This window comes from Kitasatospora sp. NPDC041917 (assembly GCF_055589745.1).
The window spans coordinates 57,681-82,671 of sequence record NZ_JBVJBI010000035.1 but is presented as its reverse complement, the minus strand read 5'-3'; the positions used below and the strand labels follow the sequence as shown (position 1 = coordinate 82,671).

At 74.0% G+C, this 24,991-nt stretch carries 23 protein-coding genes and 1 pseudogene; 13 read left to right on the top strand and 11 right to left on the bottom strand.

Annotation, left to right across the window (positions count from 1 at the left end; all coding sequences use genetic code 11):
* Nucleotides 1–78: 78 nt before the first annotated feature.
* The 3 genes from ACZ6EM_RS31135 to ACZ6EM_RS31125 are packed head-to-tail and all read left to right on the top strand — an operon-like array spanning nt 79 to nt 2,596.
* Complete coding sequence (locus ACZ6EM_RS31135; protein ID WP_465773785.1) at nt 79–531, top strand: CPBP family intramembrane glutamic endopeptidase; 453 nt, start codon at nt 79–81, stop codon at nt 529–531.
* Nucleotides 528–2,087, top strand: coding sequence for an alpha/beta fold hydrolase (locus tag ACZ6EM_RS31130; protein ID WP_465773784.1), 1,560 nt, complete (start codon nt 528–530; stop codon nt 2,085–2,087). Before ACZ6EM_RS31135 ends, ACZ6EM_RS31130 begins: the two co-directional genes overlap by 4 nt.
* Entirely contained in the window at nt 2,009–2,596 is a 588-nt protein-coding gene (locus ACZ6EM_RS31125; protein WP_465773783.1) for a maleylpyruvate isomerase N-terminal domain-containing protein, read from the top strand. Before ACZ6EM_RS31130 ends, ACZ6EM_RS31125 begins: the two co-directional genes overlap by 79 nt.
* Here ACZ6EM_RS31125 and ACZ6EM_RS31120 read toward each other — a convergent pair.
* Entirely contained in the window at nt 2,535–3,707 is a 1,173-nt protein-coding gene (locus ACZ6EM_RS31120) for a sensor histidine kinase (protein ID WP_465773793.1), read from the bottom strand. The two genes, ACZ6EM_RS31125 and ACZ6EM_RS31120, sit on opposite strands and share 62 nt — an antisense overlap.
* A gap of 89 nt (nt 3,708–3,796) precedes the next feature.
* Complete coding sequence (locus ACZ6EM_RS31115; RefSeq protein WP_380550139.1) at nt 3,797–4,462, bottom strand: response regulator transcription factor; 666 nt, start codon at nt 4,460–4,462, stop codon at nt 3,797–3,799.
* A 219-nt stretch (nt 4,463–4,681) separates the two neighbouring features.
* Here ACZ6EM_RS31115 and ACZ6EM_RS31110 point away from each other — a divergent pair, with 219 nt between their 5' ends.
* The 5 genes from ACZ6EM_RS31110 to ACZ6EM_RS31090 all read left to right on the top strand — a co-directional run bounded on the left by ACZ6EM_RS31110 (nt 4,682) and on the right by ACZ6EM_RS31090 (nt 9,013).
* Entirely contained in the window at nt 4,682–5,128 is a 447-nt protein-coding gene (locus ACZ6EM_RS31110) for a hypothetical protein (protein WP_465773782.1), read from the top strand.
* Entirely contained in the window at nt 5,118–6,209 is a 1,092-nt protein-coding gene (locus ACZ6EM_RS31105; RefSeq protein ID WP_465773781.1) for an efflux RND transporter periplasmic adaptor subunit, read from the top strand. The genes ACZ6EM_RS31110 and ACZ6EM_RS31105 overlap by 11 nt, the downstream gene beginning before the upstream one ends.
* Nucleotides 6,206–6,916: an ABC transporter ATP-binding protein gene (locus ACZ6EM_RS31100; protein ID WP_465773780.1), complete on the top strand. Its 711-nt coding sequence runs from the start codon at nt 6,206–6,208 to the stop codon at nt 6,914–6,916. The genes ACZ6EM_RS31105 and ACZ6EM_RS31100 overlap by 4 nt, the downstream gene beginning before the upstream one ends.
* Nucleotides 6,913–8,109, top strand: coding sequence for an ABC transporter permease (locus tag ACZ6EM_RS31095; RefSeq protein ID WP_465773779.1), 1,197 nt, complete (start codon nt 6,913–6,915; stop codon nt 8,107–8,109). The genes ACZ6EM_RS31100 and ACZ6EM_RS31095 overlap by 4 nt, the downstream gene beginning before the upstream one ends.
* Nucleotides 8,110–8,332: 223 nt before the next feature.
* Nucleotides 8,333–9,013, top strand: coding sequence for a DUF6445 family protein (locus tag ACZ6EM_RS31090; protein ID WP_465773778.1), 681 nt, complete (start codon nt 8,333–8,335; stop codon nt 9,011–9,013).
* Nucleotides 9,014–9,072: 59 nt separating this feature from the next.
* Here ACZ6EM_RS31090 and ACZ6EM_RS31085 read toward each other — a convergent pair whose 3' ends face one another.
* Complete coding sequence (locus ACZ6EM_RS31085) at nt 9,073–9,690, bottom strand: endonuclease (protein WP_452177845.1); 618 nt, start codon at nt 9,688–9,690, stop codon at nt 9,073–9,075.
* A gap of 169 nt (nt 9,691–9,859) precedes the next feature.
* Between ACZ6EM_RS31085 and murQ the strand changes: the two genes are divergently transcribed.
* Nucleotides 9,860–10,765 carry an N-acetylmuramic acid 6-phosphate etherase gene (gene murQ / locus ACZ6EM_RS31080; protein ID WP_465773777.1) on the top strand — a complete coding sequence of 302 codons (906 nt, stop codon included), beginning with the start codon at nt 9,860–9,862 and terminating at the stop codon, nt 10,763–10,765.
* A 65-nt stretch (nt 10,766–10,830) separates the two neighbouring features.
* On the opposite strand, the gene ACZ6EM_RS31075 is transcribed toward murQ, so the two are convergent.
* Nucleotides 10,831–11,343 carry an isochorismatase family protein gene (locus ACZ6EM_RS31075; protein WP_465773792.1) on the bottom strand — a complete coding sequence of 171 codons (513 nt, stop codon included), beginning with the start codon at nt 11,341–11,343 and terminating at the stop codon, nt 10,831–10,833.
* 96 nt (nt 11,344–11,439) lie between these two features.
* A pseudogene (locus ACZ6EM_RS31070) lies at nt 11,440–12,033 on the bottom strand (TetR/AcrR family transcriptional regulator C-terminal domain-containing protein); the annotation flags it as partial.
* Between the two features lie 127 nt (nt 12,034–12,160).
* On the opposite strand from ACZ6EM_RS31070, the gene ACZ6EM_RS31065 reads away from it, so the two are divergent.
* Nucleotides 12,161–13,510, top strand: a complete 1,350-nt coding sequence (locus ACZ6EM_RS31065) for an MFS transporter (protein WP_465773776.1) — start codon at nt 12,161–12,163, stop codon at nt 13,508–13,510.
* Between the two features lie 72 nt (nt 13,511–13,582).
* Here the strand turns inward: ACZ6EM_RS31065 and ACZ6EM_RS31060 are convergent, their stop codons facing one another.
* On the bottom strand, nt 13,583–14,089 hold the full coding sequence (locus ACZ6EM_RS31060) for a YcxB family protein (protein WP_401049167.1): 507 nt from the start codon (nt 14,087–14,089) through the stop codon (nt 13,583–13,585).
* Nucleotides 14,090–14,513: 424 nt separating this feature from the next.
* Nucleotides 14,514–16,022, bottom strand: a complete 1,509-nt coding sequence (locus tag ACZ6EM_RS31055) for a glutamate synthase subunit beta (RefSeq protein WP_380550177.1) — start codon at nt 16,020–16,022, stop codon at nt 14,514–14,516.
* Between the two features lie 188 nt (nt 16,023–16,210).
* On the opposite strand from ACZ6EM_RS31055, the gene ACZ6EM_RS31050 reads away from it, so the two are divergent.
* Complete coding sequence (locus tag ACZ6EM_RS31050) at nt 16,211–16,891, top strand: response regulator transcription factor (protein WP_465773775.1); 681 nt, start codon at nt 16,211–16,213, stop codon at nt 16,889–16,891.
* Nucleotides 16,888–18,321, top strand: a complete 1,434-nt coding sequence (locus tag ACZ6EM_RS31045) for a HAMP domain-containing sensor histidine kinase (protein WP_465773774.1) — start codon at nt 16,888–16,890, stop codon at nt 18,319–18,321. The genes ACZ6EM_RS31050 and ACZ6EM_RS31045 overlap by 4 nt, the downstream gene beginning before the upstream one ends.
* A 54-nt stretch (nt 18,322–18,375) precedes the next feature.
* Here the strand turns inward: ACZ6EM_RS31045 and efeB are convergent, their stop codons facing one another.
* From efeB to ACZ6EM_RS31030, 3 genes are all read right to left on the bottom strand, one after another.
* On the bottom strand, nt 18,376–19,698 hold the full coding sequence (gene efeB, locus ACZ6EM_RS31040; protein WP_465773773.1) for an iron uptake transporter deferrochelatase/peroxidase subunit: 1,323 nt from the start codon (nt 19,696–19,698) through the stop codon (nt 18,376–18,378).
* Nucleotides 19,698–21,749, bottom strand: a complete 2,052-nt coding sequence (efeU, locus tag ACZ6EM_RS31035) for an iron uptake transporter permease EfeU (RefSeq protein WP_465773772.1) — start codon at nt 21,747–21,749, stop codon at nt 19,698–19,700. Before efeU ends, efeB begins: the two co-directional genes overlap by 1 nt.
* A 239-nt stretch (nt 21,750–21,988) precedes the next feature.
* Nucleotides 21,989–22,315 (bottom strand): hypothetical protein, encoded by a 327-nt coding sequence (locus tag ACZ6EM_RS31030; protein ID WP_359908787.1) that lies wholly within the window; start codon nt 22,313–22,315, stop codon nt 21,989–21,991.
* 408 nt (nt 22,316–22,723) lie between these two features.
* On the opposite strand from ACZ6EM_RS31030, the gene qcrB reads away from it, so the two are divergent.
* A complete protein-coding gene (qcrB, locus tag ACZ6EM_RS31025) occupies nt 22,724–24,346 on the top strand; it encodes a cytochrome bc1 complex cytochrome b subunit (RefSeq protein WP_465773791.1) in 1,623 nt (540 codons plus the stop codon).
* 92 nt (nt 24,347–24,438) lie between these two features.
* Here qcrB and ACZ6EM_RS31020 read toward each other — a convergent pair whose 3' ends face one another.
* Nucleotides 24,439–24,813 (bottom strand): cytochrome C oxidase subunit I, encoded by a 375-nt coding sequence (locus ACZ6EM_RS31020; protein WP_359908789.1) that lies wholly within the window; start codon nt 24,811–24,813, stop codon nt 24,439–24,441.
* Nucleotides 24,814–24,991 lie beyond the last annotated feature (178 nt).

Sequence of the window (24,991 nt, the reverse complement as noted above, 5' to 3'; positions counted from 1 at the left end):
GAAGATGGTCCCGCTGGCCGACCCAGCAGTACGAGGGCGCGCCCTGCACCATGGTGCTCGCGATCGCGCCCAGGGGTGATGGCGCGCTGGCCGGTGCTGCTGCCGGTGACGGCGCTGGCGGCGCTGCCCGGGATCGAGGGCGGCACGGCGGCCCTGGCGGGCGGGGTGGTGCTGATGCTCGCCATCGGGGTCAGCGAGGAGCTGAGCAGCCGGGCGCTGGTGCTGGAGGTCGCACGGCCGCTCGGCCCAGTGCGCGCGGGGGCGCTGACGGCGGCGCTGTTCGGGGTCGGGCACCTCGACAACTGGCTGTTCTTCGACGCGCCCCTGGGCAACACGCTGTGGCAGGTGCTGGAGGCCGGCGCGTTCGGCTTCTTCCTGTGCGGCGCGCGGCTGTGCATCGGGAGTGTCTGGCCGCTGGTGCTGCTGCACGCGCTGGCCGACTGCCGACGGATCGTCATATCGTTTGCCCCGCATGCGTCCTGTACGGAGGTGGCCCGGACCGGGCCCCGCACCGCCGAGGAGACGTCTTGACCTACCTCCGCCGCCGCGCCGCCGCGGCCGCTCTCGCCCTCGTGGCCGGCCTGACCGCGGCCGCCGCCACCGCACCGGCAGAAGCCGCCGCACAGGCCGCCGGCATCCCCCGGGGGCTCGACCGCTACTACCAGCAGCGACCGGCCTGGCACAGCTGCGTCCAGGGCCCGCAGGACGAGGAGGGCGCCGCGCTGGAACGGGCCGGCGCCCGCTGCGCGGAGGTCACCGTGCCGCTCGACTACGGCGACCCCGGCGGACGCACGGTCACGCTGGCGCTCTCCCGGATCAAGGCCACCGACACCCGCCACCGGATCGGCACGCTGCTGCTCAACGACGGCGGCCCCGGCAGTCCGACGCTCGGTGCGCCGCCGCGGGTGCGCGCCGCGTTGAAGGACACCGCCGCCCGCTTCGACATCGTCGGGCTGGACCCGCGCTTCGTCGGCCGCAGCGCCCCCCTCGACTGCGGCTGGCCGATCGGCTTCAGCATCACCTCCGCCGGGACCGGCCGGGCCTCCTTCGAGCGCCAGGTCGCCCTCCAGCGGGACCTCGCGACCCGGTGCCGTTCGGCGGCCGGGGATCTGCTGCCGCACGCGAGCACCCGCGACGCGGCCCGGGACATGGACGTGGTGCGGGGCGCGCTCGGCGAGCGGCGGATCTCCTACCTCGGCCTCTCGTACGGCACCTACCTCGGCACGGTGTACACCCAGATGTTCCCCGGCCGCTACGACCGGGTGGTCCTGGACAGCGCGCTGAACCCGGCCCACGCCGGGCCGGCGCTGCTCCCCAACATGGCGCCGGAGAACGAGCGGGCGTTCGCCGACTGGGCGGACTGGGCGGCGGCCCGCCACGACACGTACGGGCTGGGCCGCACCCGCGAGGAGGTGGTCACCGGGGTGCTGCGCACGGTCCGGGCGGCCGCGGCGCGCCCGCTCGTCGTCGGCACCGGCGCCGACGCCTTCGAGCTCGACGACACCCGGGTGCCGATGCTGGTGTTCATGAACCTCGCGGGCGACTCCGACGCGGATCGGGCGGGCCTCGCCGAGCTGACGGCGACGCTCGCCGAGGCCGCGTCGGGCCGGCCGGTCACCCCCTCGGACGGGACCACCGCCATGCTGCGCTTCCTGTTCACCCCGCAGGGGTCGCAGGCCGGCAGCATCTCCCAGGCCATCCTGTGCGCGGACGGTACGGCGCCGCGCGACCCGGAGGACTACTGGCGCCGGATCGAGCGCGACCGCGCCCGGTACCCGCTGTCCGGCCCGCTGCTCGACAACATCTCCCCGTGCGCCTTCCTGGACCCCCCGCGCGAGGCGCCCACCGAGGTACGCCGCGACGCCCGGGCACTGATCCTCTCCGCCACCGGGGACCCGCGCACCCCCTACCGGGACGGCGTCGCGCTGCACGGGCTGCTGCCCGGCTCCCGGCTGCTGACCCTGCGGGGCGCCGACCAGCACGGGCTCTACGGGACGTACGGCAACGCGTGCGTGGACGACGCGGTCAACGCCTACCTGGCCGGCGGACGCCTGCCGGAGGCCGACCCGACCTGTACCAAGGCGTAGCCGGGGCGTCCCGGCCCGCTTGTCCTGGAGGTTCGCTGAAGGTCTTTCAGGACCGCTCGGTCGCGTTCCGCGCCGCGATCGCGTCCGCCCCCGACCTTGACGTCCAGGTCCCGACCTGCCCGGACTGGACGCTGCGCGAACTGGCGCAGCACCTCGGCGACGGCCGCCGCCGCCAGGCCGCCATCGTCGCGGCGGGCCCGGGCGCCGAGCCCCCGGCGAAAACGGACCCGAAGGGCGCCCCGACCGCGCCCCGCGACCGCGAAGCCCTGGACGCCTGGCTCGCCGAGTCGACCGAACTCATGCTCGACGCGATGCGCGATGCGCGAGGCCGGCCCGGACCGCGGCTGCTGGACCTGGTGGGGCCGCTCGCAGGCCCCGGAGACCTGTTCAGGGGCCGTCCGGTGCGGGCACCGTTCGAAGAACGTCCAGGTGCCCCCAGCAGCCGGATCAGGCCGTGGGGAACTCGACCCGGACCCGCAGTCCGCCCGTGCTGCCGGGGACGGCGGTGACGACGGCGTGATGGGCACGCGCGATGGAGGCGACGATGGACAGGCCCAGGCCCGCGCCCTCACGCGGGCTGTGTCGACGCTCCTGCAGGCGGCGGAAGGGCTCGAAGAGGTAGGGGACCGTCTCCGTCGGCACCCGGGGGCCGGTGTTGCCGATCTCCAGGACGCCGTCGCGCACGCCGACCTCGACCCGGCCGCCGTCGTGGTTGTAGCGCAGGGCGTTGCCGACCAGGTTGCGTACCAGGTGTGCCAGCAGCACCGGATCACCCTCGACGGACACGGGGGCGGTGTCGGTTCGGACGGTGACGCGGTTCGCTCGGGCTTCCTCCGAGGCGGCGCACTCGGCGGCCACCGCGCGGGCCAGCTGGTCCAGTGCGACCGGTTCGCGGTGGTCCAGCCTCTGGTCGGAGACAGACAGCAACAGCAGGCCCTCGATGAGCCGTTCGCTGCTCTCGGAGACCTCGATCAGTTTGCGGCGGATCCGGGCGACGGCGGCCGGGTCCTCGGTGGCCAGCCCGATTTCGGCCGCGGCCCGCTGCACCGCGAGCGGAGTCCGCAGTTCGTGTGCGGCGTTGGCTGCGAACCGCTGCTGCGCACCCACCAGTTGCTCCATGCGGTCGAGCATGGCGTCGAAGGTGTCGGCGAGCTGTTTGAGCTCGCCCGGGGGCGCGTCGAGGGCGATCCGCTCGTGCAGGTTCTCACCCGAGAGCCGCCGCGCCGTGTTGGTGATCACCGCCACCGGGCGCAGCACCCGTCCCGACATCCACCAGGCCAGTGCCATCGAGATGACGGCGAAGGCGGCCAGAGCGATCAGGGAGACGGTCAGCAGCTGGTTCTGGGCGGCCTGCTCGGCGGCCTGGGTGACGACCTTGACGGCCTGGAAGTGGGACTGTCCGCCGTCGGCGGGGGTGGTTCCGGGTGGAGCGTTCGCGGGTGCGGCGGTTCCCACCGTGAGGGTTTTCGCCGCGGCGAGGTCCGGGGTCGCCAGTGTGGCCAGTCGCGGTTCGACGGCGACGGCCGTGCTGATCGAGGTGTACAGACCCTCCCGGACCAGGAAGTTGACCAGGACGATGAGCATGGCCCCGGCGAGGACGAGCAGCCCGCCGTAGAGCATGGTCAGCCGGCCCCGCTCCCCGCCCGGCAGCCGCGGGCGTGGTCGGCCGGGCAGCGGAGGGCGGTTCGGGCCGACCCGGGCGGAGCGCCTCATGCCGGGACACCGATGCGGTAGCCGTGGCCGGGCACGGTGTCGATGACCGAGGGCTCGCCGAGCTTGGCGCGGAGTTTGCTGAGGGCGACCCGGACCGCGTTGGTGCGGTATCCCATGTTCCGCTCCCACACCCGCTCGATCAGGTCCTCACCGCTGACCACGGCGCCCTCGGCCTGCATCAGCGCCTCCAGTACGCCGAACTCCTTGCGGGACAGGGCGAGGTAGCGGCCCTCCCGGAAGGCCTGGCGGCGAGCGGTATCGAGGGTGATGCCCGCACGTTCGAGGACCGGCGGAAGGGCGGGGTGGGTGCGGCGGCCGAGCGCCAGTACCCGGGCCAGCAGTTCCTCGTAGGCGAACGGCTTGGTGAGGTAGTCGTCCGCGCCCAGGTCCAGGCCGTCGACGCGGTCGCGGACGGTGCCGGCGGCGGTGAGCATCAGTACCCGGGTCAGCAATCGCTGCTCGACGACGCTCTGGCACACCTCGTCGCCGTGCGCTCCGGGCAGGTCGCGGTCGAGGACGAGCACGTCGTAGTCCGTGAGGCGCAGCCGCTCCAGCGCGTCGGCGCCGTTGTACACGACGTCGACGGCCAGGGCGTCGCGCCGCAATCCCTCGGCGATCATGTCCGCCAGGAATTCCTCGTCCTCCACGATCAGTACACGCATGACATCAGGTGTACCTGAGAACCACCTTTCGTCGCCGTAAAGGTCTCGGCTGACAGCGGCGAAATGCGGGTGCGTGCCAGCCTCTGCGTGGTCGGTCACCCGGTATCGGAGACGGTGGTCGGTCACTCGCAATCGGACACGGAGGATTCCATGCGGAACCACATGCGAAACCACATGCGGAACCACAGGTACGGCGCGGCGGCCGTGCTGGTGGCGGGGATGGCGCTGTTCACCGCGGCTTGCGGCGGAGGCGCCACGGGCACGGGCGGGGGCGGCGGCTCGGACTCGTCGGGCAAGGGCGCGGCGGCGGACCGGGCCTACGAGCACCGTAAGTGCCTGCGCGAACACGGCGCCCAGGTGAAGGAGCCGGAGCCGGGCCAGGACCCGCGGGGTCTGGTCGTCGAGGGCGGGCAGGACAAGATGGCGGAGGCCCTCAAGGCCTGCGGGGGAGTCGGCGGCTCGGGCGGCACGAAGATGTCCCAGGCCGACAAGGACAAGGCCGTCGAATTCGCCCGGTGCATGCGCGGTAACGGTGTGGACATGCCGGACCCGAAGTTCGACGGCGACTCGGCGATGTCGGGACAGGCGATGAAGATCCCGGAGGGCGCCGAGAAGGACAGGTTCGACAAGGCGAACAAGGCGTGCAGTGGTCAGAATGCGGAGTGAGCGCGGGCGGAGCCGCCGAACGTACCTGATCGCCGCGCTGGTCACCTCGGTCTCGCTGGTGGGCGGGGTCACGGCCCTCTCGCAGACCGGCGGCGTCAGTAGCGCCGGCACGGACCGCACCGGAGGGCCGCCGCCGAGCACGGGCTCGGTGGAACGGCAGGACCTGAGCAGCCGGACCCAGGTGGACGGGACCCTCGGCTATGCCGAGGAGCGCCGGCTCAACGCCGGTGTGCCGGGCACCCTCACCTGGCTCCCGGAGGCCGGCGCGGTGGTGAAACGCGACGGGGTTCTCTACGAGGTCGACGGCCGGAAGGTCCGGCTCATGGACGGCGAGCGCCCCGTGTACCGGACGATGAAGGCCGGCGACAAGGGGCCGGACGTCGGACAGCTGAAGGAGAACCTCCGCGACTTGGGTTACGGCAAGGGGCTGGCCGCGGACGAGGAGTTCACCTCCGGCACCGCAGAAGCGGTCAAACGCTGGCAGAAGGCCCACGGTCTGGCCCGGACCGGCGAGATCGGCCCCGAGCAGATCGCCTTCTCGCCCGGTCCGGTGCGGATCAAGAAGAACGATGCGGCCGTCGGCGACCAGGCCGCCCCCGGCAAGCCGGTCCTCACCACCACCGGCTCCGAACGGCAGGTGCAGATCAAGATCGAGGTCTCCCGGGCCGACCTCGCCAAGCCCGGCACCCGGGTCGAGGTCGACCTGCCCGGCGGCGGCAGGGCCAAGGGCAAGGTCGCCTCCGTCGACCGCACCATCGGTGAGGACGGCAAGGAGCAGGGCTCCCAGGACAAGCCCGCCAAGATCACCGCCCGGGTGCTCTTCGACGACCCGGGGCAGGCGGAGGGCTTCGACCAGGCGCCGGTCACCGTCGAGCTCGAAGGAGAGGTCCGCAAGGACGTGCTGACGGTACCGGTCAACGCGCTGCTCGCGCTGTCCGGTGGGGGCTTCGGCGTCCAGGTCGTGGAGGACGGGAAGGTGCGCGACGTCCCGGTCGAGCTCGGCATGTTCGGACAGGGCCGGGTCGAGGTCAGCGGGACCGGCCTGGCCGAGGGAATGACGGTCGGGGTGCCCAAGTCATGAGCGCCGTGGTCGAGTTGAACCAGGTCACCAAGGAGTATCCGGGCGGGGTCGTGGCGCTGCACGGGGTGGACCTGCGCATCGGACGCGGCGAACTGCTCGCCATCGTCGGCCCTTCGGGGTCGGGCAAGTCCACCCTGTTGCACATCGTCGGCACCCTGGACCGGCCCAGCGCCGGATCCGTCACCCTGGCGGGCCACGACGTCGCCGCCCTCTCCGACCGCCGGCTGTCCGCCCTGCGGGCCCGGCACATCGGCTTCGTCTTCCAGTCCTTCCATCTGGTGGCCGGGGTCAGCGCCCAGGACAACGTCGCCGAGGGCCTGCTCTACTCGGGCCTGCCGCGCTCCCAGCGCCGCAGGCGCGCGGCCGTGGCCCTGGAGCGGGTCGGGCTCGCGGACCGCATGCACCACCGTCCGCACGAGCTGTCGGGCGGCCAGCGGCAGCGGGTGGCCATCGCCCGGGCGGTGGTCGGCGAGCCGGACCTGCTGCTGGCCGACGAGCCGACCGGCGCGCTGGACTCCGCCTCGAGCGAAGCGGTGATGGAGCTGCTGCACGACCTCAACGCCGAGGGTGCCACCATCGCGGTGATCACCCACGACGGCGAGATCGCCGACAGCCTGCCGCGCCAGGTCCGGATCCGCGACGGCCGCGTCGTGGCGGATCTGCGCACCGGCGCCGCCGACCCGGCCGATCGGGGTGGGGAGCGATGAGCCGCACACGGCTCTCCCCGGCCCGGCTCGGCCCCCGTGACGTCCTCCACGTCGGCTCGGCCGGCCTGCGCACCCGGCCGCTGCGGGTGGTGCTGTCCGCGCTGGGCATCGCCATCGGCATCGCCACCATGATCGCGGTGGTCGGCATCTCCTCCTCCAGCAAGGCCCAACTCCTGCGACAGCTCGACCAGTTGGGTACCAACTTGCTGGTGGCCTCCCCCGGCCAGGGGCTGTTCGGCGAGAAGGTGAAGCTGCCCGAGGAGTCGATCGGCATGCTGAGCCGCGTCCCCGGGGTCGAGCAGGTCGGCGCGACCGGTGACCTGGCGCAGTCCGTCAGGCGCAGCGAGAAGATCCCCAGCGACGAAACCGGCGGCATCACCGTGAAGGCCGCCACCGAAGGGCTGCTGGACGTCGTGCGCGGCGCGGTCGGCTCGGGCACCTGGCTCAACGAGGCCAACGGGCGCTACCCGTCGACGGTGCTCGGACACGTCGCGGCCCAGCGCCTGGGCATCACCGCCCCCGGTCAGCAGGTCCACATCGGCGGCCGGTACTTCACCGTCATCGGCATCCTCGACCCGCTGCCGCTGGCTCCCGAGATCGAGCGGGCCGCCCTGGTCGGCTGGGACGGCGCCGGCGCGCTGCTGGGCTTCGACGGCCATCCGACCCAGATCTACGAACGGTCGACGGACCGGACGGTCGGCGTGGTCCGCGAGCTGATCCCACGCACCGTCGATCCGCAGAACCCGCACAACGTGCAGGTCACCGACCCCTCCTCGGCGCTCCGGGCCAAGGCCGCCACCGAGGGGGCGTTCACCGACCTCCTGCTCGGGCTGGGCGGGGTGGCACTCCTGGTCGGCGGCGTCGGGGTCGCCAACACGATGATCATCTCGGTATTGGAGAGGCGCCACGAGATCGGACTGCGCCGCTCCCTGGGCGCCACCAGGGGCCAGATCCGTCTCCAGTTCGTGACGGAGTCCCTCCTGCTCTCCGGACTGGGCGGGCTGGCCGGCGTGGCCCTGGGCGCGGCCGCCACCTACGCCTTCGCCGTCTCGGGCGGCCTGCCCTGGGTGGTCCCCCTCTGGGCCGTCACCGGGGGCTTCGCCGCCACCCTGCTCATCGGGACGGCGGCAGGCCTCTACCCGGCCGTCCGGGCCTCGCGCCTCTCCCCGACCCTCGCCCTCCGCGCCGGCTAGGGCGGCCTGCTCGGGAAGGCGTCGAAGGTACGCCTGGTTGGCCGTCCCGGAAAGCTTCGGGCGGCCAACCAGAGGACGAGTGGCTCTGTTCACGTGAAGTCGCAGCGGGTTCGCAGCGGGTTCGCACCGGGGCCCCGGCCGGGTCCCGGGCCTGGTCACCCTTGACGAAAGGTTGACCTGCTCACGGCAGAAGGTTGACGATCACCGCCTCTATGGTCGGCCCATGCCCTCACAGCCCATCAGGCCCACCACCCTGCCGGTCCTGCCCTACCGCAAGCCCACCCGCGGACGGGACTACTGGGTCCTGGACGACGTGCTGCCGGACCCGGACGCCGTCCGGGAGCGCTGCCTGGCCCGCGGGGACTGGACCGAGGGCTACCCGCACCGCCCCGAGACCTGGCCCGGACTGCGCACCATGCCGGGCCTGGAACCCGAGGAGCTGGCCCGGGTCGAGTCGCTGGTCCGCAAGGCCACCGGGGCCTCCCGACTCTGGGTGCAGAGCACCCCGGGCGGCGGCACCCTCAACCACAACTGCGTCCAGGTCGTCGGCGCCGGGGAGTCGGAGTCCCGCCCGCACACCGACTCCCGCGCGCTCTGCCGCTACGCCGCCGTCCTCTACCTGAGCCCCGACGCCCCCAGGGACGCCGGCACCAGCTTCTACCGCCAGCAGTTCCCCGGCGGCCGCCTCGGCGGCAACCTGGTCAACGCCCCGCACAACAACCTGGTCGAGGCGCTCGGCACCCGCCACGTACCGGCCGACCACTTCACCGAGGACGTCCGCGTCCCCAACCGCTACAACCAGCTGCTCCTCTACCACGCCAACCTGATCCACAGCGCCACCGGCTACTACGGCACCGACCTGGCCGAGCGGCGGATGACGGCGGTCTTCTTCTGGATGGCCTGACCCGGCACGCACCCTCTCGGACCGTCGGGCCCTCACCCGGCACCGGGCCGACCCGCCCCTCACCCGGCCCCCACGTGCGCCAGGCTCGCCCTGGTCAGCGCCGCCGCCAACCGGGCCAGGTCCCCCGGCCCGACCAGCGCCGCCAGCCCGTCCGGCTCGCCCGGCAACCCGAGCGTCCGGGCCTCCGCCAGCGCCCGCTCGTCGACGTACGGCCGCAGCGAGGGCCAGACCGCCTGCGCCTCGCGCCGGAAGATCCCGGCGCCGACCGGCCCGATCCGGGGGAACTCCCGGAGCAGCTCGCCGATCCGCTCCGACTCGCCCCCGGCCTCCTCCCGCAGCCGCCGCAGATCGCCGTGCCAGCGGTCGAGCAGCAGCCCGGCCCCCTGGGCGAGCGCCGTGGCGGTGCTCTCGTCGTAGCGCACGTAGTGGGCCCGGCCCAGGGCGGCGATCAGCGTCCGGCGCCGGGCGTCCGCCATCGCGCGCGGGGTCCGCAGTCCGGCGGCCGACAGTTCCCGGGCCGCCGCCGTGGCGGTACCGGCGCCGATCCGCACCGAGCACAGCACGGTCAGGACGAGCAGCCGGTAGAGCGGCGAGGGCTTGTCGCGCAGCGTGATCCCGGCCTCCTCCGCGTAGGTGCGGCCGAACCGGTCCAGGAGTTCGGCAACGGTCGGTTCCACGGCCTTCACCTCCTCCCCCACGCTTGCCCGGATTCGGACGCCCCGCACCCGGGGAGGCTCGCCGCATGAGTGAGCGAAGCACGGGGACACCCCCGGCCGGAGGCTGGGGGCGAATCGTCGACGGGTGCGCGCGGGCGCAGGCCCCTGCCGGGCGGAGCGGGGCGGGCGCATGAGCTGGGACGCCGTACCCGCGACCGAGACCGTCCGCCCCGACTGGGCCGCGATCGACCGACTGCCCACCGTCGAGCTGCTCCGCCTGATGAACGCCGAGGACCGCACGGTTCCGGCCGCCGTCGCCGGGGAGTTGGAGCGGATCGCCGCCGTGGTCGACGCCGTGGCCGCCCGGATGGCGCGTGGTGGCCGGCTGGTCTACGCCGGCGCGGGGACGGCCGGGCGGCTCGGTGTGCTGGACGCCGTCGAGTGCCCGCCGACCTTCGGCACCGATCCGGCGCTGGTCGTCGGTCTGATCGCGGGCGGGCGCTCGGCCGTCACCACGGCGGCCGAGGGCGCCGAGGACCGCACCGACCTCGCCGAGGCCGACGTGGCCGCGCTCGCCCTCACTCCCGCCGACACCCTGGTGGGCGTCTCCGCGTCCGGCCGGACGCCCTATCCGCTGGCCGCCGTCCGTGCGGCGCGGGCGGCCGGGGCGCTGACCGTCGGGTTGGCGTGCAACCGCGGCTCGGCGCTCGCCGCCGCGGCCGAGCTGGGCATCGAGGTGGAGGTCGGCCCGGAGGTGCTGGCCGGATCGACCCGGCTCAAGGCGGGCACGGCGCAGAAGCTGGTGCTCAATCTGCTCTCCACGGCCGTGATGGTCCGGCTCGGCCGGACGTACGGCAATCTGATGGTCGACCTCCGCGCCACCAACGACAAGCTGCGCGACCGCGCCCGACGGATCGTCGCCGAGGCGACCGGCGCCGACGAGGCCGCGGTCGACCGTGCCCTGACCGCGACCGGCGGCCGGGCCAAGGACGCGATCCTGTCCCTGCTCGCGGACGTGGACGCGTCCACCGCCGCCCGCCTGCTCACGGCCTCGGACGGACGGCTGCGCGAAGCCCTCCGCCTCGCCCGGCCGTAGCGGCCCTCCGCCTCGCCCGGCCGTAGCGGCCCGCCACCGCACCGGCGGCAACCCGCCCCGCCGGCTCACCCCAGCCGCACGCCCGCGGCCGCGACGACCTCGCCGAGGCGCGGGAAGTCCAGCTCCACCGACGCCCGGTGCTCCTCCCCCGTGAGCGCGGCCATCGCGTCCTCGACGAACACCAGCCGGTACCCGTGGTCGCCGGCGGCCCGGGCACTCGACTCCACGCCGAGGTTGGTCGCGATCCCGGCGAACACCACGGTCTCCACGCCCCGCGCCCGGAGCAGCTCGTCCAGGCCGGTGCCCTGGAAGGCGCCGATGGTGCGCTTCACCACGACCTCGTCGGCCGCCGCCGCGACCTCCGCGGGCAGCCCGCTCCCGGGCGGCTGCTCGGTCACATTCGGCCGCTCGACCCGTACCGCGATCACGGGCGCGCCCGCCGCCCGGAACTTCCGGGCCAGCTCCAGCGAGGCCTTCAGCACCTCCGAACCGGTGCGCGGCGCGAGCGGGTTGGCGACGATCCGGTCCATCAGGTCGATCAGGACCAGGGCCGTGCTGCGGGGGTCAAGGGTGGTCATGGGGTCACGCCGGTCCATCGGACGAGTGGCCCCCGGGGCCCGGTCCGGCGCCGGGGCGCCCTGCGCCGCCTCCCGCGCGATCTCCGTCCGGAACCCCTCGATCAGCACCCGCAGCCCGTACTCGAAGTCGGCGTCGTGGTCGGTCATCCGCAGGACGTCGACCGCCTCGCGCAGCAAGGGCAGTTCGCACAGCGCCTCGTCCGGGAACGGCGGCCGGTCGCGGCCCGCGGAGTCCTGTCGCCAGGCCTGCTCCTCGGTGACCCAGCCCATGATGTACCGGTCGACGGTCAGCAGCAGGCGCAGCGCCGTTCGCGGGCTCAGTCCCGCTCCGCAGAGGGCACTCAACTGGGCCTCGACCGCCGGGAGTTCGCCCTCGGTCGGGAGGGTTCCGGCGTGCACCCGGGCGCCGTCGCGGTAGGCGAGCAGGGCGTTGCGCTTGGCGCGGGCGTCGGCGGCGATCCACTCGGGCCAGCGCGCCGGGTCCGGCTCACGGTCGGGCGGGAGGGCTTCGGCGAGCATCGCCTCGGCCATCAGGTCGAGCAGTTCCTGCTTGCTCGTGAAGTGCCAGTACAACGCCGGTGACTGGACGCCGAGTTCGCGGGCGAGCCGCCGGGTGGTCAGCCCGTCGATGCCCTCCTCGTTGAGCAGGCGCAGCGCCGTGCGCACCACCTCGTCGCGCTTCAGAGCCATCCGATCGGCCTCCTGGGTCGTCCGCTTGCCAGACCCACCTTATCGCCGATAAGTTCCCGAGCTGGAATTTATCAGCGATAAGGAGAGCCGTCGCGACACCGACGGCCGCGAAGGGATCCCACCCCTCATGACCTCCGGACCGAACCCGACCCCCGGACCGAGCCCGACGCCCGGAACGGACAGCGCCTCCGGACCGAACACCACCCCCGGAACGGACCGCCGCTGGTTCCGCCTGCTGCCGAACACCGCGCCCTGGCGGTCCTCCCGCGACTTCCGGCTGACCTGGACCTCGGGCACCGTCACCCTGCTCGGCTCGATCTTCACCATGACGGCGATCCCGCTCCAGATCGCCGACCTCACCGGTTCGCCACTGGCCGTGGGCGCGGTCGGCGCGGTCGAACTCGTGCCCACCGTCCTGTTCGGCCTCTACGGCGGCGTCCTCGCCGATCGCGCCGACCGCCGCACCGTCGCCCTGGCCACCGAGGTCGCCCTGGCCGCGCTCAGCGCCCTACTGCTGGCCAACGCACTGTTCGGCACCCCCGCCGTCTGGCCGCTGTACGTCGCCGCCGGGCTGGCGGCGGCGCTCCAGGGCGTCCAGCAGCCCTCGGTCGAGGCGATGGTCCCCCGGCTGGTGCCCCAGGACCAGCTGGTGGCGGCCGGCTCCCTGCTCTCGCTGCGCTGGAGCATCGGCGGCGTGGCGGCCCCGGCGGCGGCCGGCCTGCTGATCGCGACCGCCGGCGTCCCGGCCGCGTACCTGGTCGACCTCGGCACCTTCCTGCTCTCGATCGCCCTGCTCGCCCGGGTCCGGCCGGTCCCCTCGGAGCGGGACGCCGAGGCGCCGCAGCTCACCGAGTTCCTCGACGGCGCCCGGTACGCGGCCCGGCGCCCGGACCTGATCGGCACCTACCTGGCCGACCTCGCGGCCACCGTCTTCGCCCTGCCCACCGCGCTCTTCCCGTTCCTGGCCGCGGACCTGGACGCCACCTGGGCGCTCGGCCTGCTCTACTCGGCCGGCGCGGTCGGCAGCCTGATCGCCGCCGCGACCGGGGGGTGGGCGGAGCGGGTCCACCGGCACGGCCGACCCGTCCTGCTCTCCGCCGCCCTGGTCGGCGCGGCGACGGCGGCGGCCGCGTTCGCCCCGGGCCTGTGGGCCGTCCTGCTCTGCCTGACCGTCGCGGGCGGTGCCCACTGGATCGGCGACACCTTCCGCAACGCCATCTGGAACCAGTCCATTCCGGACGAACTCCGGGGCCGCGCGGCCGGGCTGGAGATGCTGATCGGCTCCGCCGGGCCGGCCCTGGGTGACCTGCGGGCGGGCGGGCTCGCCGCCCGCCAGGGCATCCGGGCGGCCCTGCGCACCGGCGGCCTGCTCTGCCTCGGCAGCTCGGCCGCGCTGTCCGCCGCGATCCCCGCGCTCTGGCGCTACGACCGGCGGGCGCACCGCACCGGACCGGCCCCGGCGGAGCCCACCCCGTGACGCGCCCCTCGCCCCGGCCGCATCGGCCCCCACCGAAGGGACCGCCCCAGGAACCGCCCCAGGAACCACCGCTCAGTCCGGGACGAGCGCCGTCGCGTGCCGGTCGATCAGCTCCCCCAGCCCCCGGAGGTCGTCGGCCCCGCGCTTGGGCAGCATGGTCAGCACCCCCGTCTCCTCGTTGCCGGTCAGCAGCAGGAACAGCCGGGGCGTCTCCAGGTAGTACCGCTGCTCCGGCCAGGAGAACTCGGTGACCGAGGCCTCGGTGCTCACGACCACCCCGTCGTCGTCCAGCAGGACCCTGAACTCGCCCTTGTCCGCCGCCGCCCTCGTCACCCGCCGCACCCGCGTCCCGGGCCCCGCGAGAACCACGAGCAGCGCGACCATCACCAGCAGGGCGGCCAGCAGCAGCACCGTCCCGCCGAGGACGGCGAGCAGCCCGGCAACCGCCGTCCCGCCGGCGGCCACCGTGTACACGGCTCGCCGCGACCGGCGTCCGGCCACCGTGCGCCGGTCCCACGCCGCGAAGGCCTCCCGGAAGTCGGCGGCCGTCGGGGTGTAGCGAACCTCGACCGACGTCACCGCCCGTCCATCGGAACCCACGTCCCCACCCTCCGACCCGTGTACGCACAACTCCTGACACCAGCTTCGCCGGATCGTAGCAAAGACCGTACGTACCCGATGCGACGGCGACGGCGGTTACAAGGGCGTGGTCAACCCCTCGATCAGCCCCGACGGCCGCTACGCGGTCTACTCGTCCTGGGTCCTGCACGGCGACACCCAGTGGGACCGTCACTTCGAGGTCTACGTCCGCGACCTGAAACAGGGCACCGAGACCCTGGTCAGCACCGGCCTACCCGGGACGACGACCACCCTCGGCTCCTACGGCGGCCGGATCACGGCGGACGACCGGTGGGTCGTCTTCAGCTCGGAGGCGGACAACCTCGTCCCCGGCGACGCCACAGTCGCCCCGACCCGGCCCGCCCCGGCGCGGGTGCTCCCGGACTCACACCGTGAGCGCCCGCGTCGAGGCCCGGATCGGCGCCGGAAGCTCCGTCCACCCGCGCAGGTACCGGTCCACCGCCGCCGCCACCGCCCGCCCCTCGGCGATCGCCCAGACGATCAGTGACTGCCCGCGTCCGGCGTCCCCCGCCACGAACACACCCTGCGCCTCCGTGGCGAAGCCGTCGTCCCTGGCCAGGGTGCCCGCCGGCCCGGTGGTGAGGCCGAGCTGGGCGAACAGCCGCCGGTCCGGCTCCGGCCCGGTGAAGCCCAGCGCGAGCAGCACCAGCTGCGCGGGCAGGCTCCGCTCGGTGCCCGTCCGCGGGCTGCGGTCGGCCGGTTCGGCCTCGGCGAAGCGGACGGCGGCCAGCCGGCCGTCCGGGCCGGCTTCGAGGCCGACGGTGGTCGCCGCGAACACCCGGGGCCCGGCCTCCGCGGCGCCGGACTCCTCGTGCGAGGTGGTCTCCCGGTACACCTTGGGGTGCACCGGCCAGGGCTGTCCGGCGGCCCGGTCCTGCGGCGGGCGGGGGTTGATGTCCAGTTGGGTGACCGTGGCGGCGCGTTGACGGAGCGCCGTTCCCAGGCAGTCCGCCGCCGTGTCCCCGCCGCCGACGATGACCACGTCCAGCCCCTCGGCGGACACCGGCGAGACCGGGCGGTCGCCCTCGTCCACCCGGTTCGCCCAGGTCAGGTAGTCGATCGCCTGGTGCACCCCGGACAGGTCCCGGCCCGGCACCGCCAGCTCCCGGCAGGCGGTCGCCCCCACCGCGACCACCACGGCGTCGTACCCCGATCGCAGTTCCTCGCCCGGAACGTCCCGGCCGACCCACACCCCGGTGCGGAAGGCGGCGCCCTCGGCCCGCAGCTGGTCCAGTCGGCGCTCCAGCCGGTGCTTCTCCAGCCGGAACGGCGGGATGCCGTACCGCAGCAGTCCGCCCGCGCGGTCGGCCCGTTCGTACACCGTGACGGTGTGCCCGGCCCTGGTCAGTTGCTGGGCGGCGGCCAGCCCGGCCGGACCCGAGCCGATCACCGCGATCCGCCGCCCACCGGCGCGCTCGGGGCGGTCGGGCGGCCGGGGCCCGTCCCAGCCCGCTTCCCAGGCCCGGTCGGCGATCGCCAGCTCCACGTTCTTGATCGCCACCGCGGCGCCGTCGATCGCCAGGACGCAGGCGCTCTCGCAGGGCGCCGGGCAGAGCCGCCCGGTGAACTCCGGGAAGTTGTTGGTGGCCAGCAGCCGTGCCGCGGCCGCCCGCCAATCCGCTCCCGCCCCCGGTTCCTGGCCCGTCCCCGATTCCGCCACCAGCCGGTTCCAGTCCGGCACCAGGTTCCCCAGGGGACAGGCGTGGTGGCAGAACGGCAGCCCGCAGTCCATGCACCGCCCCGCCTGCCCGCCCACCACCGGCAGCAGTTCGCCCGGCCGGTACACCTCCCGCCAGTCCCCCAGGCGCTCCCGCGCGTCCCGCCGCGCCCGCTCCGCGCGCGGGGTGGTGAAGAAGGCCATCCGGTCTGCCATCGCGGCCTCCGGCAGGGCGTGCCGACTCGAACCAGGCGGCCCACCCGGCGGCGCGCCACCGTACGGCCACCGTACGCCCGCGAAGCACCGCGCAACAGCCGCGGCCGTCGGGGAGGGCCGCGGAGCGGACCCGGAACACCTCGGCCCCGACCGGAAGCGCCGTGAGCACGTCAGGGAGAATCTCCGCCATGACGCACACCGTGCTGATCGCCGAGGACGACCGGGCCATCCGCGACTCGCTCACCCGCGCCCTGATGCTGGAGGGCTACCGGGTGCGGGTCGCCGCCGACGGCACCCAGACCCTGGCCGTCCACGCCGAACAGCGCCCGGACGTCCTGGTGCTCGACGTGATGATGCCCGAGCCGGACGGCCTGGAGGTCTGCCGCCGGCTGCGCGCGGCCGGCGACCGCACCCCGGTGCTGATGCTCACCGCCCGGGTGGAGGTCCCCGACCGGATCGCCGGCCTCGACGCCGGCGCCGACGACTACCTGGTCAAGCCCTTCGACGTGGACGAGCTCTTCGCCCGCCTGCGCGCCCTGCTGCGCCGCCACCCGCCCGAGCCCGCCGCCGAGGCGCTGACCGTCGCGGACCTGCGGGTCGAGCCGCCGGCCCGTCGGGCCTGGCGCGCCGGCCGGGAGCTCGAACTCTCCCGCACCGAGTTCGACCTGCTGGAGTTGCTCGTCCGGCACGCCGGCGCCGTCCTCGACCAGGCCACCCTGTACGAGCAGATCTGGGGCTACGACTTCGGCCCCGGTTCGAAGAACCTCGCGGTGTTCATCGGCTACCTGCGCCGCAAGCTCGACCGTCCGGGCCTCGTGCCCCTGATCCACACCGTCCGCGGCGTCGGCTACACGCTGCGCGAGCCGTGACCGGCCCCGCCCGCCGCCTCCCCCGGTTCCTGCGGTTCCCGCGGTTCCCGCACCCGGCCCGCCGCCTCCCCCGGCTGCCGCGCCCGGGCCTGCCCACCACCCTCGCGCTGGCCTTCGCCGCGATCGCCGCGCTGGTCGCGGTGCTGATCGGCGCACTCGGCTACGACGCCGCCGCGCGGCTGATCCGGGACGACGAGACCGCCGACTTCGGCGCCGCCGTCGACTCCGTCGGCCGGCAGGTCCAGCGGGAGGTCCTCTTTCCGGGCGACTTCGCCGGCCCGAGCGGCCTGAGCGCCGACCTGGTCCGCCCGATCCGGGTCACCACCCAGTCGCTCGACCCCGACGGCGCGGTGCTGCCCGGCACCGCCCGGCTCGACCTGCCGCCGAGCCCGTCCGACCACGAGCTCGCCCACGCCGACCAGCCGGGCCGCACCTCGATCGGGCTGCGCCACCAGCACCGCGAGGCCTACCGGGTCGGTGTGGTCTCGCTCGGCGGGCGGCGCGGGGCGGTCCAGATCATCCAGCAGGTCGGGCCCACCGAGAAGCTGCTGACCACCCTGCGGACCCGCACGGTCGCCCTGGTGGCGATCGTCGCGGTGCTCGCCGGCGGGGCCGGCCGGCTGCTCGCCCGGCGGATCACGCGACGGCTGGTCCGGCTCACCGCCGCGGCCGAACTGGTCGCCACCAGTGGGCGGTTGGACGTCGCGGTGCCCGCCGCCGGAACGGACGAGGTGGGCCGGCTCGGCCGGGCCTTCGACCGGATGCTGGTCCGGCTCGCCACCGCGAAGGAGAACCAGCGCCGCTTGGTGCAGGACGCCGGGCACGAGCTGCGCACCCCGCTGACCAGCCTGCGCACCAACCTCTCGGTGCTGCCCGGCCTGGACCGGCTGCCGCCCGCCGAACGTGCCGCGCTGATGGCCGATCTGATGGAGGAGTCACGGGAGTTGGCCCAGCTGGTGGAGGAGCTGGTGGCGCTCGCGGCGGACCGCAGGGCGGACGAGCAGCCGACCGAGGTGGTGCTCGCCGACGTGGTCCGGCAGGCCGCCGCCCAGGCCCGGCGGCGCAGCGACCGGCAGATCGTGGTGGACGCGGACGGAACCGTCGTCACCGCCCGGCCGGACGCGCTGGCCCGCGCGGTGGGCAACCTGCTGGACAACGCCGCCAAGTTCGACCCCTCCGGGACCGGCCCGATCGAGGTGGTGGTGCGCGGCCCGCGGGTGGAGGTGCGCGACCGCGGCCCGGGCATCGACGAGGCCGACCTCGACCGGGTCTTCGACCGCTTCTACCGGGCCACCGCCGCTCGCAGCCTGCCCGGCTCCGGACTGGGCCTGGCCATCGTGCACGAGGTGGCCCGCTCGCACGGCGGGACGGCCTTCGCCGCCAACCGGGAGGGCGGCGGCGCGGTGATCGGCTTCACCCTCGGCGGCTGACGGCGCGGACCGGCCCGGCGCGTGGCGGCGCCGGGCCCGCGGTGGAACCCGCCGTCAGACGGCGGCCAGCAACCCCCGCCCGAGCCAGTCGGCCTCGTCCCTCACGCCCGGCAGGACGAAGAAGTACCCGCCGCCGGTCGGCGAGATGTAGTCCACCAGCGGCTCGCCGATCAGCCGGGTCTGGGTGGCCTCGAACTGCCGCACCACGTCCTGCTGGTAGCAGCAGAACACCAGGCCCATGTCCAGGTTGCCCGCCTGGTCGACGCCCCGGTCGTAGTTGAAGCCCCGGCGCAGGATGCGCGAGGTGTCGGTGTCGGCGGTGCGCGGGTTGGCCAGCCGGATGTGCGCGTCGAGCGGGATCGCCTTGCCGTCCGGGTCCTTGGCGTAGTCGGGCGCGTCGGTCTCCCGGGCGCCGTCCAGCGGCGCGCCGGTGTCGCGGCGGCGGCCGAACATCTTCTCCTGCTCGGTGAGGGTGACGCGGTCCCAGAACTCGATCAGCATCCGGATGATGCGGATCACCTGGTAGCTGCCGCCGGTCGCCCAGCCGGGTTCGCCCGTCCCGTCGGCGACCCAGACCAGCCGGTCCATCTCGCGCGCGGAGCCGGTGTCGGGGTTGACGATGCCGTCCTTGAAGCCGAGCAGGTTGCGCTGCGCGCCGTCCGGGCGGGACTGGTTCTGGAAGCCGTCGATCCGCCAGAGGATCTGCATCGCGCCCCGGGTGTGCCGGGTGATGTCGCGCAGTGCGTGCAGCACGGTGTCCTGGCGGTCGGCGCAGATCTGCAGCGAGAGGTCGCCGTGCAGTTCGGCGGCCCGGAGGTTGTCGTTCGGGAAGGTCTTCATCGGCGCGAGCCTGACCGGCTTGGCCTTGGCCAGCCCGTAGCGGTCGTCGAAGAGCGAGGCGCCGGCGCCGACCGTGACGGTCAGGTGGTCGGCGGGGACGGTCGGGCCGAGGATGCCGCTGTCCGAGGGCGGCGCGCCGACCCCGAGGTCCGGCGGGGTGCCGCCGGCGGTGAGGAAGCGGATCCGCTCGGTCAGGGTCCGGAACAGCGCTTCGAGGCCCTTGCGGTCCTGGGCGATCACCTGGCAGGAGACGAAGGCCGCGAAGCCGGGGGCCGGGGTGGTGACACCGGCCTGGTGGGCCCCGTGGAACGGCACCGCCCCGGCCTTCTCCTGCTTGCCGTCCCCGGCGGCGGCCCGGCCGGCGCCGAGGGCGAGGCCGCCACCGGCCAGCACGGCCGCGCCGGCGCCGGCGCCGAGCGCGGCCCGGACGAAGCTGCGCCGGGCCGGTCCGGCCGGGCAGCCGCCCTCCGCGGCGGCCTCGGCCGGCGCGGCGTGCGGGAAGGGGCAGGACCCGGTGGCTGCGGTGTGGTCGGTCATCAGGCGGCCTTCCGGATTTCGAGCAGGGCGGGGACGGGGGCGAGGTCTTCGAGCAGTTCGCCGGTGGCCCCGTTGAGCTGTCGGCGGGCGTCGGCGGGCAGCCGGTCGACCGGGGTCCACCCCTCGGGCCGGTGCGCGGCGGCGAGCAGGTCGCCGACCCGCTTCATGCCGGCGTTCGCCTTGACGAGCACCTGCGGGTCCCGCTCGTCGAGCAGCGGCTGGAGCAGCGTCAGCAGTTCCTGGGTGCCGGTCAGGTTGGCCTGGGCGGTGGCCAGGTTGGTGCCGCTGCCCATGTCGGTGTCGCCGGTCAGCTCGAACTGGAGGGTGTTCTCCAGGATCTCGTGGGCGCGCAGCGGCAGGTCGCCGGGGGCGAAGTCCTGCCCGGGGAAGTCGTGCGCCAGCTGGTCGACGTTCTGCGCCAGGTCGTCGGCGACGGGTGTCAGCTCCTCGGCGGACCGGCCGTGCCAGAGGCCGTACTCCAGGCGCAGGAAGCCGGTGAAGCCCGGGTCCTTCTCCTTGTCGGCGAGGCCGTCCGGGCGGCCGTCGATCTTGCCGTCGAGGTCGGCGAAGGTGCCGTACGCGGCGCCGAGGGAGGCGTACTGGAGGTGGGCGGCGAGCCAGTCGGCCTTCGCGGTGGCGAGGTCGCCGGAGCGCACGTCGGCCTGGAGCTTCCGGCTCTGCGTCACGAGCGTCGCGAGGCCCTGGCCGACGTACTCCTTGTAGCTGTCGAGCGGGGCCTTGAGGTCGTCCTCGGCGACCGGCTTGACGGCCTTGACCACGGCGGCGCCGCTGACGTGCACGGCGGCCGAGGTGACGGGCTTCCCGCCGGTGGGCACGCAGCGCCAGGCGTAGTCGCCGGAGCCGATGGTGGCGGTCAGGGCGCGGGTGGTGCCGGGGGCCAGGCCCTCGATCTCCCCGTAGACCGAGCCGGTGCCCGGGTCGACGAGGTAGACCTCGGCGACCTTGTCGCCGGTGTTGCGCATCTGGAACACCTGCTGGCCGGGCCGCGGGGCGGCGAAGCCCTTGCCGCACTCCTGCTCGGAGACGGCGACGGTGGCGGAGCCGCCCTGCTTGCCGTCGCTGATCGCGATCACGGCGCCGGCCAGCACCACCGGGACGGCGACCGCCGCGGTCGGCAGCACCCAGCGCGGCCGGCCGGCCCGCGCCGGCGGGGCCTCGGACTCCACGTCGGCCCCGGCGGGCTTCTCCGCGGCGGGCGCGGCGGCCGGGGCACTGGTGCCGCCCCGGACGCCCTCGATGAACAGCGTCATCACGATGCCCAGGTAGGCGACGTAGCCGACGACCTGGAGCACCGTCATGGTGACGGTCAGGTTGAGCGTGCCCTGGACCAGCGTCGCGTACCAGGACGAGGCGTCCAGGTGCCCGCCCAGGTCGAAGGCGTACGAGGTGCCGCCGCCGATCAGCCCGGACTCCTGGAGGTCCCGCAGGCCGTAGCCGAGCACGCCCGCCGCGACGACGATCAGGCCGATGCCGGTGATGGTGAAGAACCGGGTGAGGTTCATCCGCAGGGCTCGCCGGTACAGGCCCCAGCAGAGCCCGGCGGAGAGCAGCAGGCCGAGGGCCGCGCCGATCAGCGGCCCGGTGGACTCGCCGGCGGTGCGCACGTTGGTCCACAGGAAGAGCGAGGTCTCCAGGCCCTCCCGGGCGACCGCGAGGAAGCTGGTGAGCACCAGCGCACCGGCGCCCATCGCCAGCGAGGCCCGGACCTTCTCCTTGATCTCGGCGGAGAGGGTGCGCGCCGAGCGTCGCATCCAGAACACCATCGCGGTGACGAAACCGACCGCGATCAGGCTGAGCACCCCGCCGAAGGCCTCCTGCGCGTGGCCGGAGAGGTTGGCGGCGGTGAAGGTGAGCACCGCGCCGAAGCTCAGGCTGAGCGCGACGGCCGCCGCGACGCCCGTCCACACCTGGGGCAGCCGGGCCTTCTGGTCCGCCCGGACCAGGGTGGCGACCAGGATCGACACGATCAGTCCGGCTTCCAGGCCCTCGCGCAGCCCGATCAGGAAGCTGGGAAACGCCTCGTCCCACATGCGGCGGGCTCCTTCCCCGGGCCCGGCCCGGGTCGTTCACCTGTTCTCGCTCCGCCGCGGTGGCGGTGGAGCGGCACAGCCGAACGCCCCGGACACCGGGTCCGGGGCGACGGCTTAGCTTAGGCAAACCTTAGAGCCGGCAAGGTCAACCGCACCCCCGCTTCGGGTAAGGATTCGGTATGAGCCCGCCCTCGCGTTGACCGGGCCCGCAGGCCTCAGGGGTCGTCAGGAGTCCGCGGTCACCCCCACCACTGCTCCGGCACCGGCTCCGGCTCGGACGACTCCGGGACCGTCACCGGTTCGGCGCAGCGCACCAGCAGATCGCCCTCCTCCGTCCCGGCGACGAGGTAGCCGCACTCGCGGAGCACGACCGCGGCCGCGCCGCTCAGCGCCGCGAGCGCCTCCCGGGAGGGTGGTCCGCCCGGCTCCGCGCCCGGCGTCCAGCCGACCACCACGCCCTCGGGGTGACGGTCGATCCACAGCGGTGAGGGCCCCGGTCCGGTGTCGAACCCGGCGCGGGCCAGGGCCTCGGTGACGTCCTCGAAGAGTTCACGGTGATCCACCATTGGCGCAGCGTAGGCCCGGGACCACGCGACCCCCGGCCGCGGCGCGCGCCGAAACGGTTCAGCGGCACTCGACCGCAGCATCGGCACCCGTTGGGCCGAGCGGCGGCCAGCCGATCGGGCGTCAGGGGCCCCCGTCCGGCCCGACACGAGCGGCCGGACGGGCCGATGGACGTGCACAGTCGGCCCCCTGCCGACAGCATGACAGAGTAAGCGCTCCATCACCCTGAGCAACGGGTCCAGTGGAACACCTGGTCCGCGCGCCGGTCCGGCCGGCGGGCCCGTATCGAGAGGTCCCATGATCACAACACTTCGCCGGCCGGTGTTCCCGCCGGCGGGCCTCCAGCACGGCACGCCGAGGACGCCGGGGAGCCCGTCGTGAGAACCGACCAGCAGTCGCAGCCGGGACCGGTGACCAGCACGCGCGCCGACCCCACCAACAAGGCCGAGGCCCTGGCCGACTGGACCGACGGCCGACTGGGCATCTACTCCCTGGCCAAGTCCAATCTGCGCAAGATCTTTCCCGACCACTGGTCCTTCATGCTGGGTGAGATCGCGCTCTACACCTTCGTCATCATCATCCTCACCGGCGTCTGGCTGACCATGTTCTTCACCCCGAGCATGGGCGAGGTCGTCTACGAGGGGACGTACGTCCCGCTCAGGGGCATCGCGATGTCCGAGGCCTACTCCTCGACGCTCAGGATCAGCTTCGACGTGCGCGGCGGCCTGCTGATGCGCCAGATCCACCACTGGGCGGCCATCGTCTTCGTCGCCGCGATGCTGACGCACATGATGCGCGTCTTCTTCACCGGCGCGTTCCGCAAGCCGCGCGAGATCAACTGGGTCTTCGGCGCGCTGCTGCTGATCCTCGGCATGTTCGACGGCTTCATGGGCTACTCGCTGCCGGACGACCTGCTCTCCGGCACCGGCATCCGCTTCATGGAGGGTGCCATCCTCGCCGTCCCGATCGTCGGGTCGTACCTGCAGTTCTTCATGTTCGGCGGCGAGTTCCCGGGCACCGAGATCATCCCCCGGCTGTTCACCGTCCACGTCCTGCTGATCCCGGGCATCATGGTGGGCCTGCTCGCGGCACACCTGATCCTGGTCTTCTACCACAAGCACACCCAGTTCGCCGGGCCCGGCCGGACCAACCGGAACGTGGTCGGCATGCCGCTGCTGCCGGTCTACACGGCCAAGGCGGGCGGCTTCTTCTTCCTGGTCTTCGGCGTGGTCGCGGTGATGTCCGCGATCGCCACGGTCAACCCGATCTGGGCGTACGGGCCGTACCGTCCGGACCAGGTCTCCACCGACGCCCAGCCGGACTGGTACATGGGCTTCTCCGAGGGCCTGATCCGCGTGATGCCCGGCTGGGAGATCAGCGTCTGGGGCGGCCACACCCTCAACCTCGGGGTGTTCATCCCGCTGATGGTCTTCCCGCTCGTGCTGATGGTCGTCTGGGGCTACCCCTTCCTGGAGGCCTGGATCACCGGGGACCGGGGCGAGCACCACATCGCCGACCGGCCGCGCAACGCCCCGGTCCGCACCGCCTTCGGCGCGGCCTGGATCGGCCTCTACCTGCTCCTGCTGGCCGGCGGCGGCAACGACCTGCTGGCCACCCACTTCCAGCTCTCGATCAACGCGATCACCTACGCGGTGCGGATCGGCTTCTTCACCGTGCCGGTGGTCGTCTTCGTGATCACCAAGCGGTGGTGCCTGGGCCTCCAGCGGCGGGACAAGGAGAAGGTGCTGCACGGCCGGGAGACCGGCGTCATCAACCGGCTCCAGCACGGCGAGTTCGTCGAGATCCACGCCCCGCTGCCGCAGGGCCGGCTCTACACCCTCACCGCGCACGACCAGCCCCGGCCCTCCGAGCTGCCGCCCGAGGTGGACGAGAACGGGGTGGCCCGCAAGACCGGGCTGTGGACCCGCACCCGGGTGAAGCTCTCCCGCGGCTTCTACGGCAAGGGCAGCCAGATCGCCAAGCCCACCGTCGAGGAGCACGAGGAGATCAGCAGCGGCCACGGCCACCACTGATTCCCCGGCACGACGAGGGCCCGCCGCGCCGGCAACGGTGCGGCGGGCCCTCGTCGTGCCCGGTCCCGCCGACGGCGGCGGGACCGGACCGCTCAGCCGCGCAGAACGGCCGGGACGACGGCGAACAGCGCCGCCGTCACGGTGACGGAGAGGCAGAGCGCCGCCCAGCGGGCGCAGATCCGGCGGCACTCGACGCGGTACCGGGCGGCCAGCCGGCGGCAGCGCTCGACCGCGCGGTCGACGACCTCCTCGGCGTAGCGCAACCGATCGGCGGCGTAGGCCTGTTCGAGGCTCTCCCGCTCCGCCGCCGGCAGCCACGGGAACTGCGCGGCGAACGCGCGGGCGTCCCGCTCGGCCGCCGCGACCTCCGCCTCCCAGGCCAGGAAACCCTCGATGCGGGCGAACTCCGCCCGGGAGTTCACCCGGGGGCGGGCGCCGGCGGGCCTGCCCCGGCGAGGGGTCCGCACTCTCGGCGGACGCTGTCTGCCACCCATGACCGCTCCGTACGTTGTAAGGCGGCCCGCCGGAGAAGCCTGCGGGGGACGGGCTCCTGACGGGGATCGCTCCGCGACCAGGCAACTACTATCAGCGACGAACAGCAGGTGGCGGGCGGCTCGCCACAACCCGCGCGATTCTTGCCGGACG

What these genes read in the sequence shown, in the direction of transcription:
- ACZ6EM_RS31050 (WP_465773775.1), top strand. Translation starts at nt 16,211, where the DNA reads ATGACGCACACCGTGCTGATCGCCGAGGACGACCGGGCCATCCGCGAC.
- efeB (WP_465773773.1), bottom strand. Translation starts at nt 19,698, where the DNA reads ATGACCGACCACACCGCAGCCACCGGGTCCTGCCCCTTCCCGCACGCC.
- ACZ6EM_RS31120 (WP_465773793.1), bottom strand. Translation starts at nt 3,707, where the DNA reads ATGCTCTACGGCGGGCTGCTCGTCCTCGCCGGGGCCATGCTCATCGTC.
- ACZ6EM_RS31095 (WP_465773779.1), top strand. Translation starts at nt 6,913, where the DNA reads ATGAGCCGCACACGGCTCTCCCCGGCCCGGCTCGGCCCCCGTGACGTC.
- ACZ6EM_RS31030 (WP_359908787.1), bottom strand. Translation starts at nt 22,315, where the DNA reads ATGGTGGATCACCGTGAACTCTTCGAGGACGTCACCGAGGCCCTGGCC.
- murQ (WP_465773777.1), top strand. Translation starts at nt 9,860, where the DNA reads ATGAGCTGGGACGCCGTACCCGCGACCGAGACCGTCCGCCCCGACTGG.
- ACZ6EM_RS31090 (WP_465773778.1), top strand. Translation starts at nt 8,333, where the DNA reads ATGCCCTCACAGCCCATCAGGCCCACCACCCTGCCGGTCCTGCCCTAC.
- ACZ6EM_RS31065 (WP_465773776.1), top strand. Translation starts at nt 12,161, where the DNA reads ATGACCTCCGGACCGAACCCGACCCCCGGACCGAGCCCGACGCCCGGA.
- efeU (WP_465773772.1), bottom strand. Translation starts at nt 21,749, where the DNA reads ATGTGGGACGAGGCGTTTCCCAGCTTCCTGATCGGGCTGCGCGAGGGC.
- ACZ6EM_RS31100 (WP_465773780.1), top strand. Translation starts at nt 6,206, where the DNA reads ATGAGCGCCGTGGTCGAGTTGAACCAGGTCACCAAGGAGTATCCGGGC.
- ACZ6EM_RS31075 (WP_465773792.1), bottom strand. Translation starts at nt 11,343, where the DNA reads ATGACCACCCTTGACCCCCGCAGCACGGCCCTGGTCCTGATCGACCTG.
- ACZ6EM_RS31055 (WP_380550177.1), bottom strand. Translation starts at nt 16,022, where the DNA reads ATGGCAGACCGGATGGCCTTCTTCACCACCCCGCGCGCGGAGCGGGCG.
- ACZ6EM_RS31115 (WP_380550139.1), bottom strand. Translation starts at nt 4,462, where the DNA reads ATGCGTGTACTGATCGTGGAGGACGAGGAATTCCTGGCGGACATGATC.
- ACZ6EM_RS31105 (WP_465773781.1), top strand. Translation starts at nt 5,118, where the DNA reads ATGCGGAGTGAGCGCGGGCGGAGCCGCCGAACGTACCTGATCGCCGCG.
- ACZ6EM_RS31110 (WP_465773782.1), top strand. Translation starts at nt 4,682, where the DNA reads ATGGCGCTGTTCACCGCGGCTTGCGGCGGAGGCGCCACGGGCACGGGC.
- ACZ6EM_RS31135 (WP_465773785.1), top strand. Translation starts at nt 79, where the DNA reads ATGGCGCGCTGGCCGGTGCTGCTGCCGGTGACGGCGCTGGCGGCGCTG.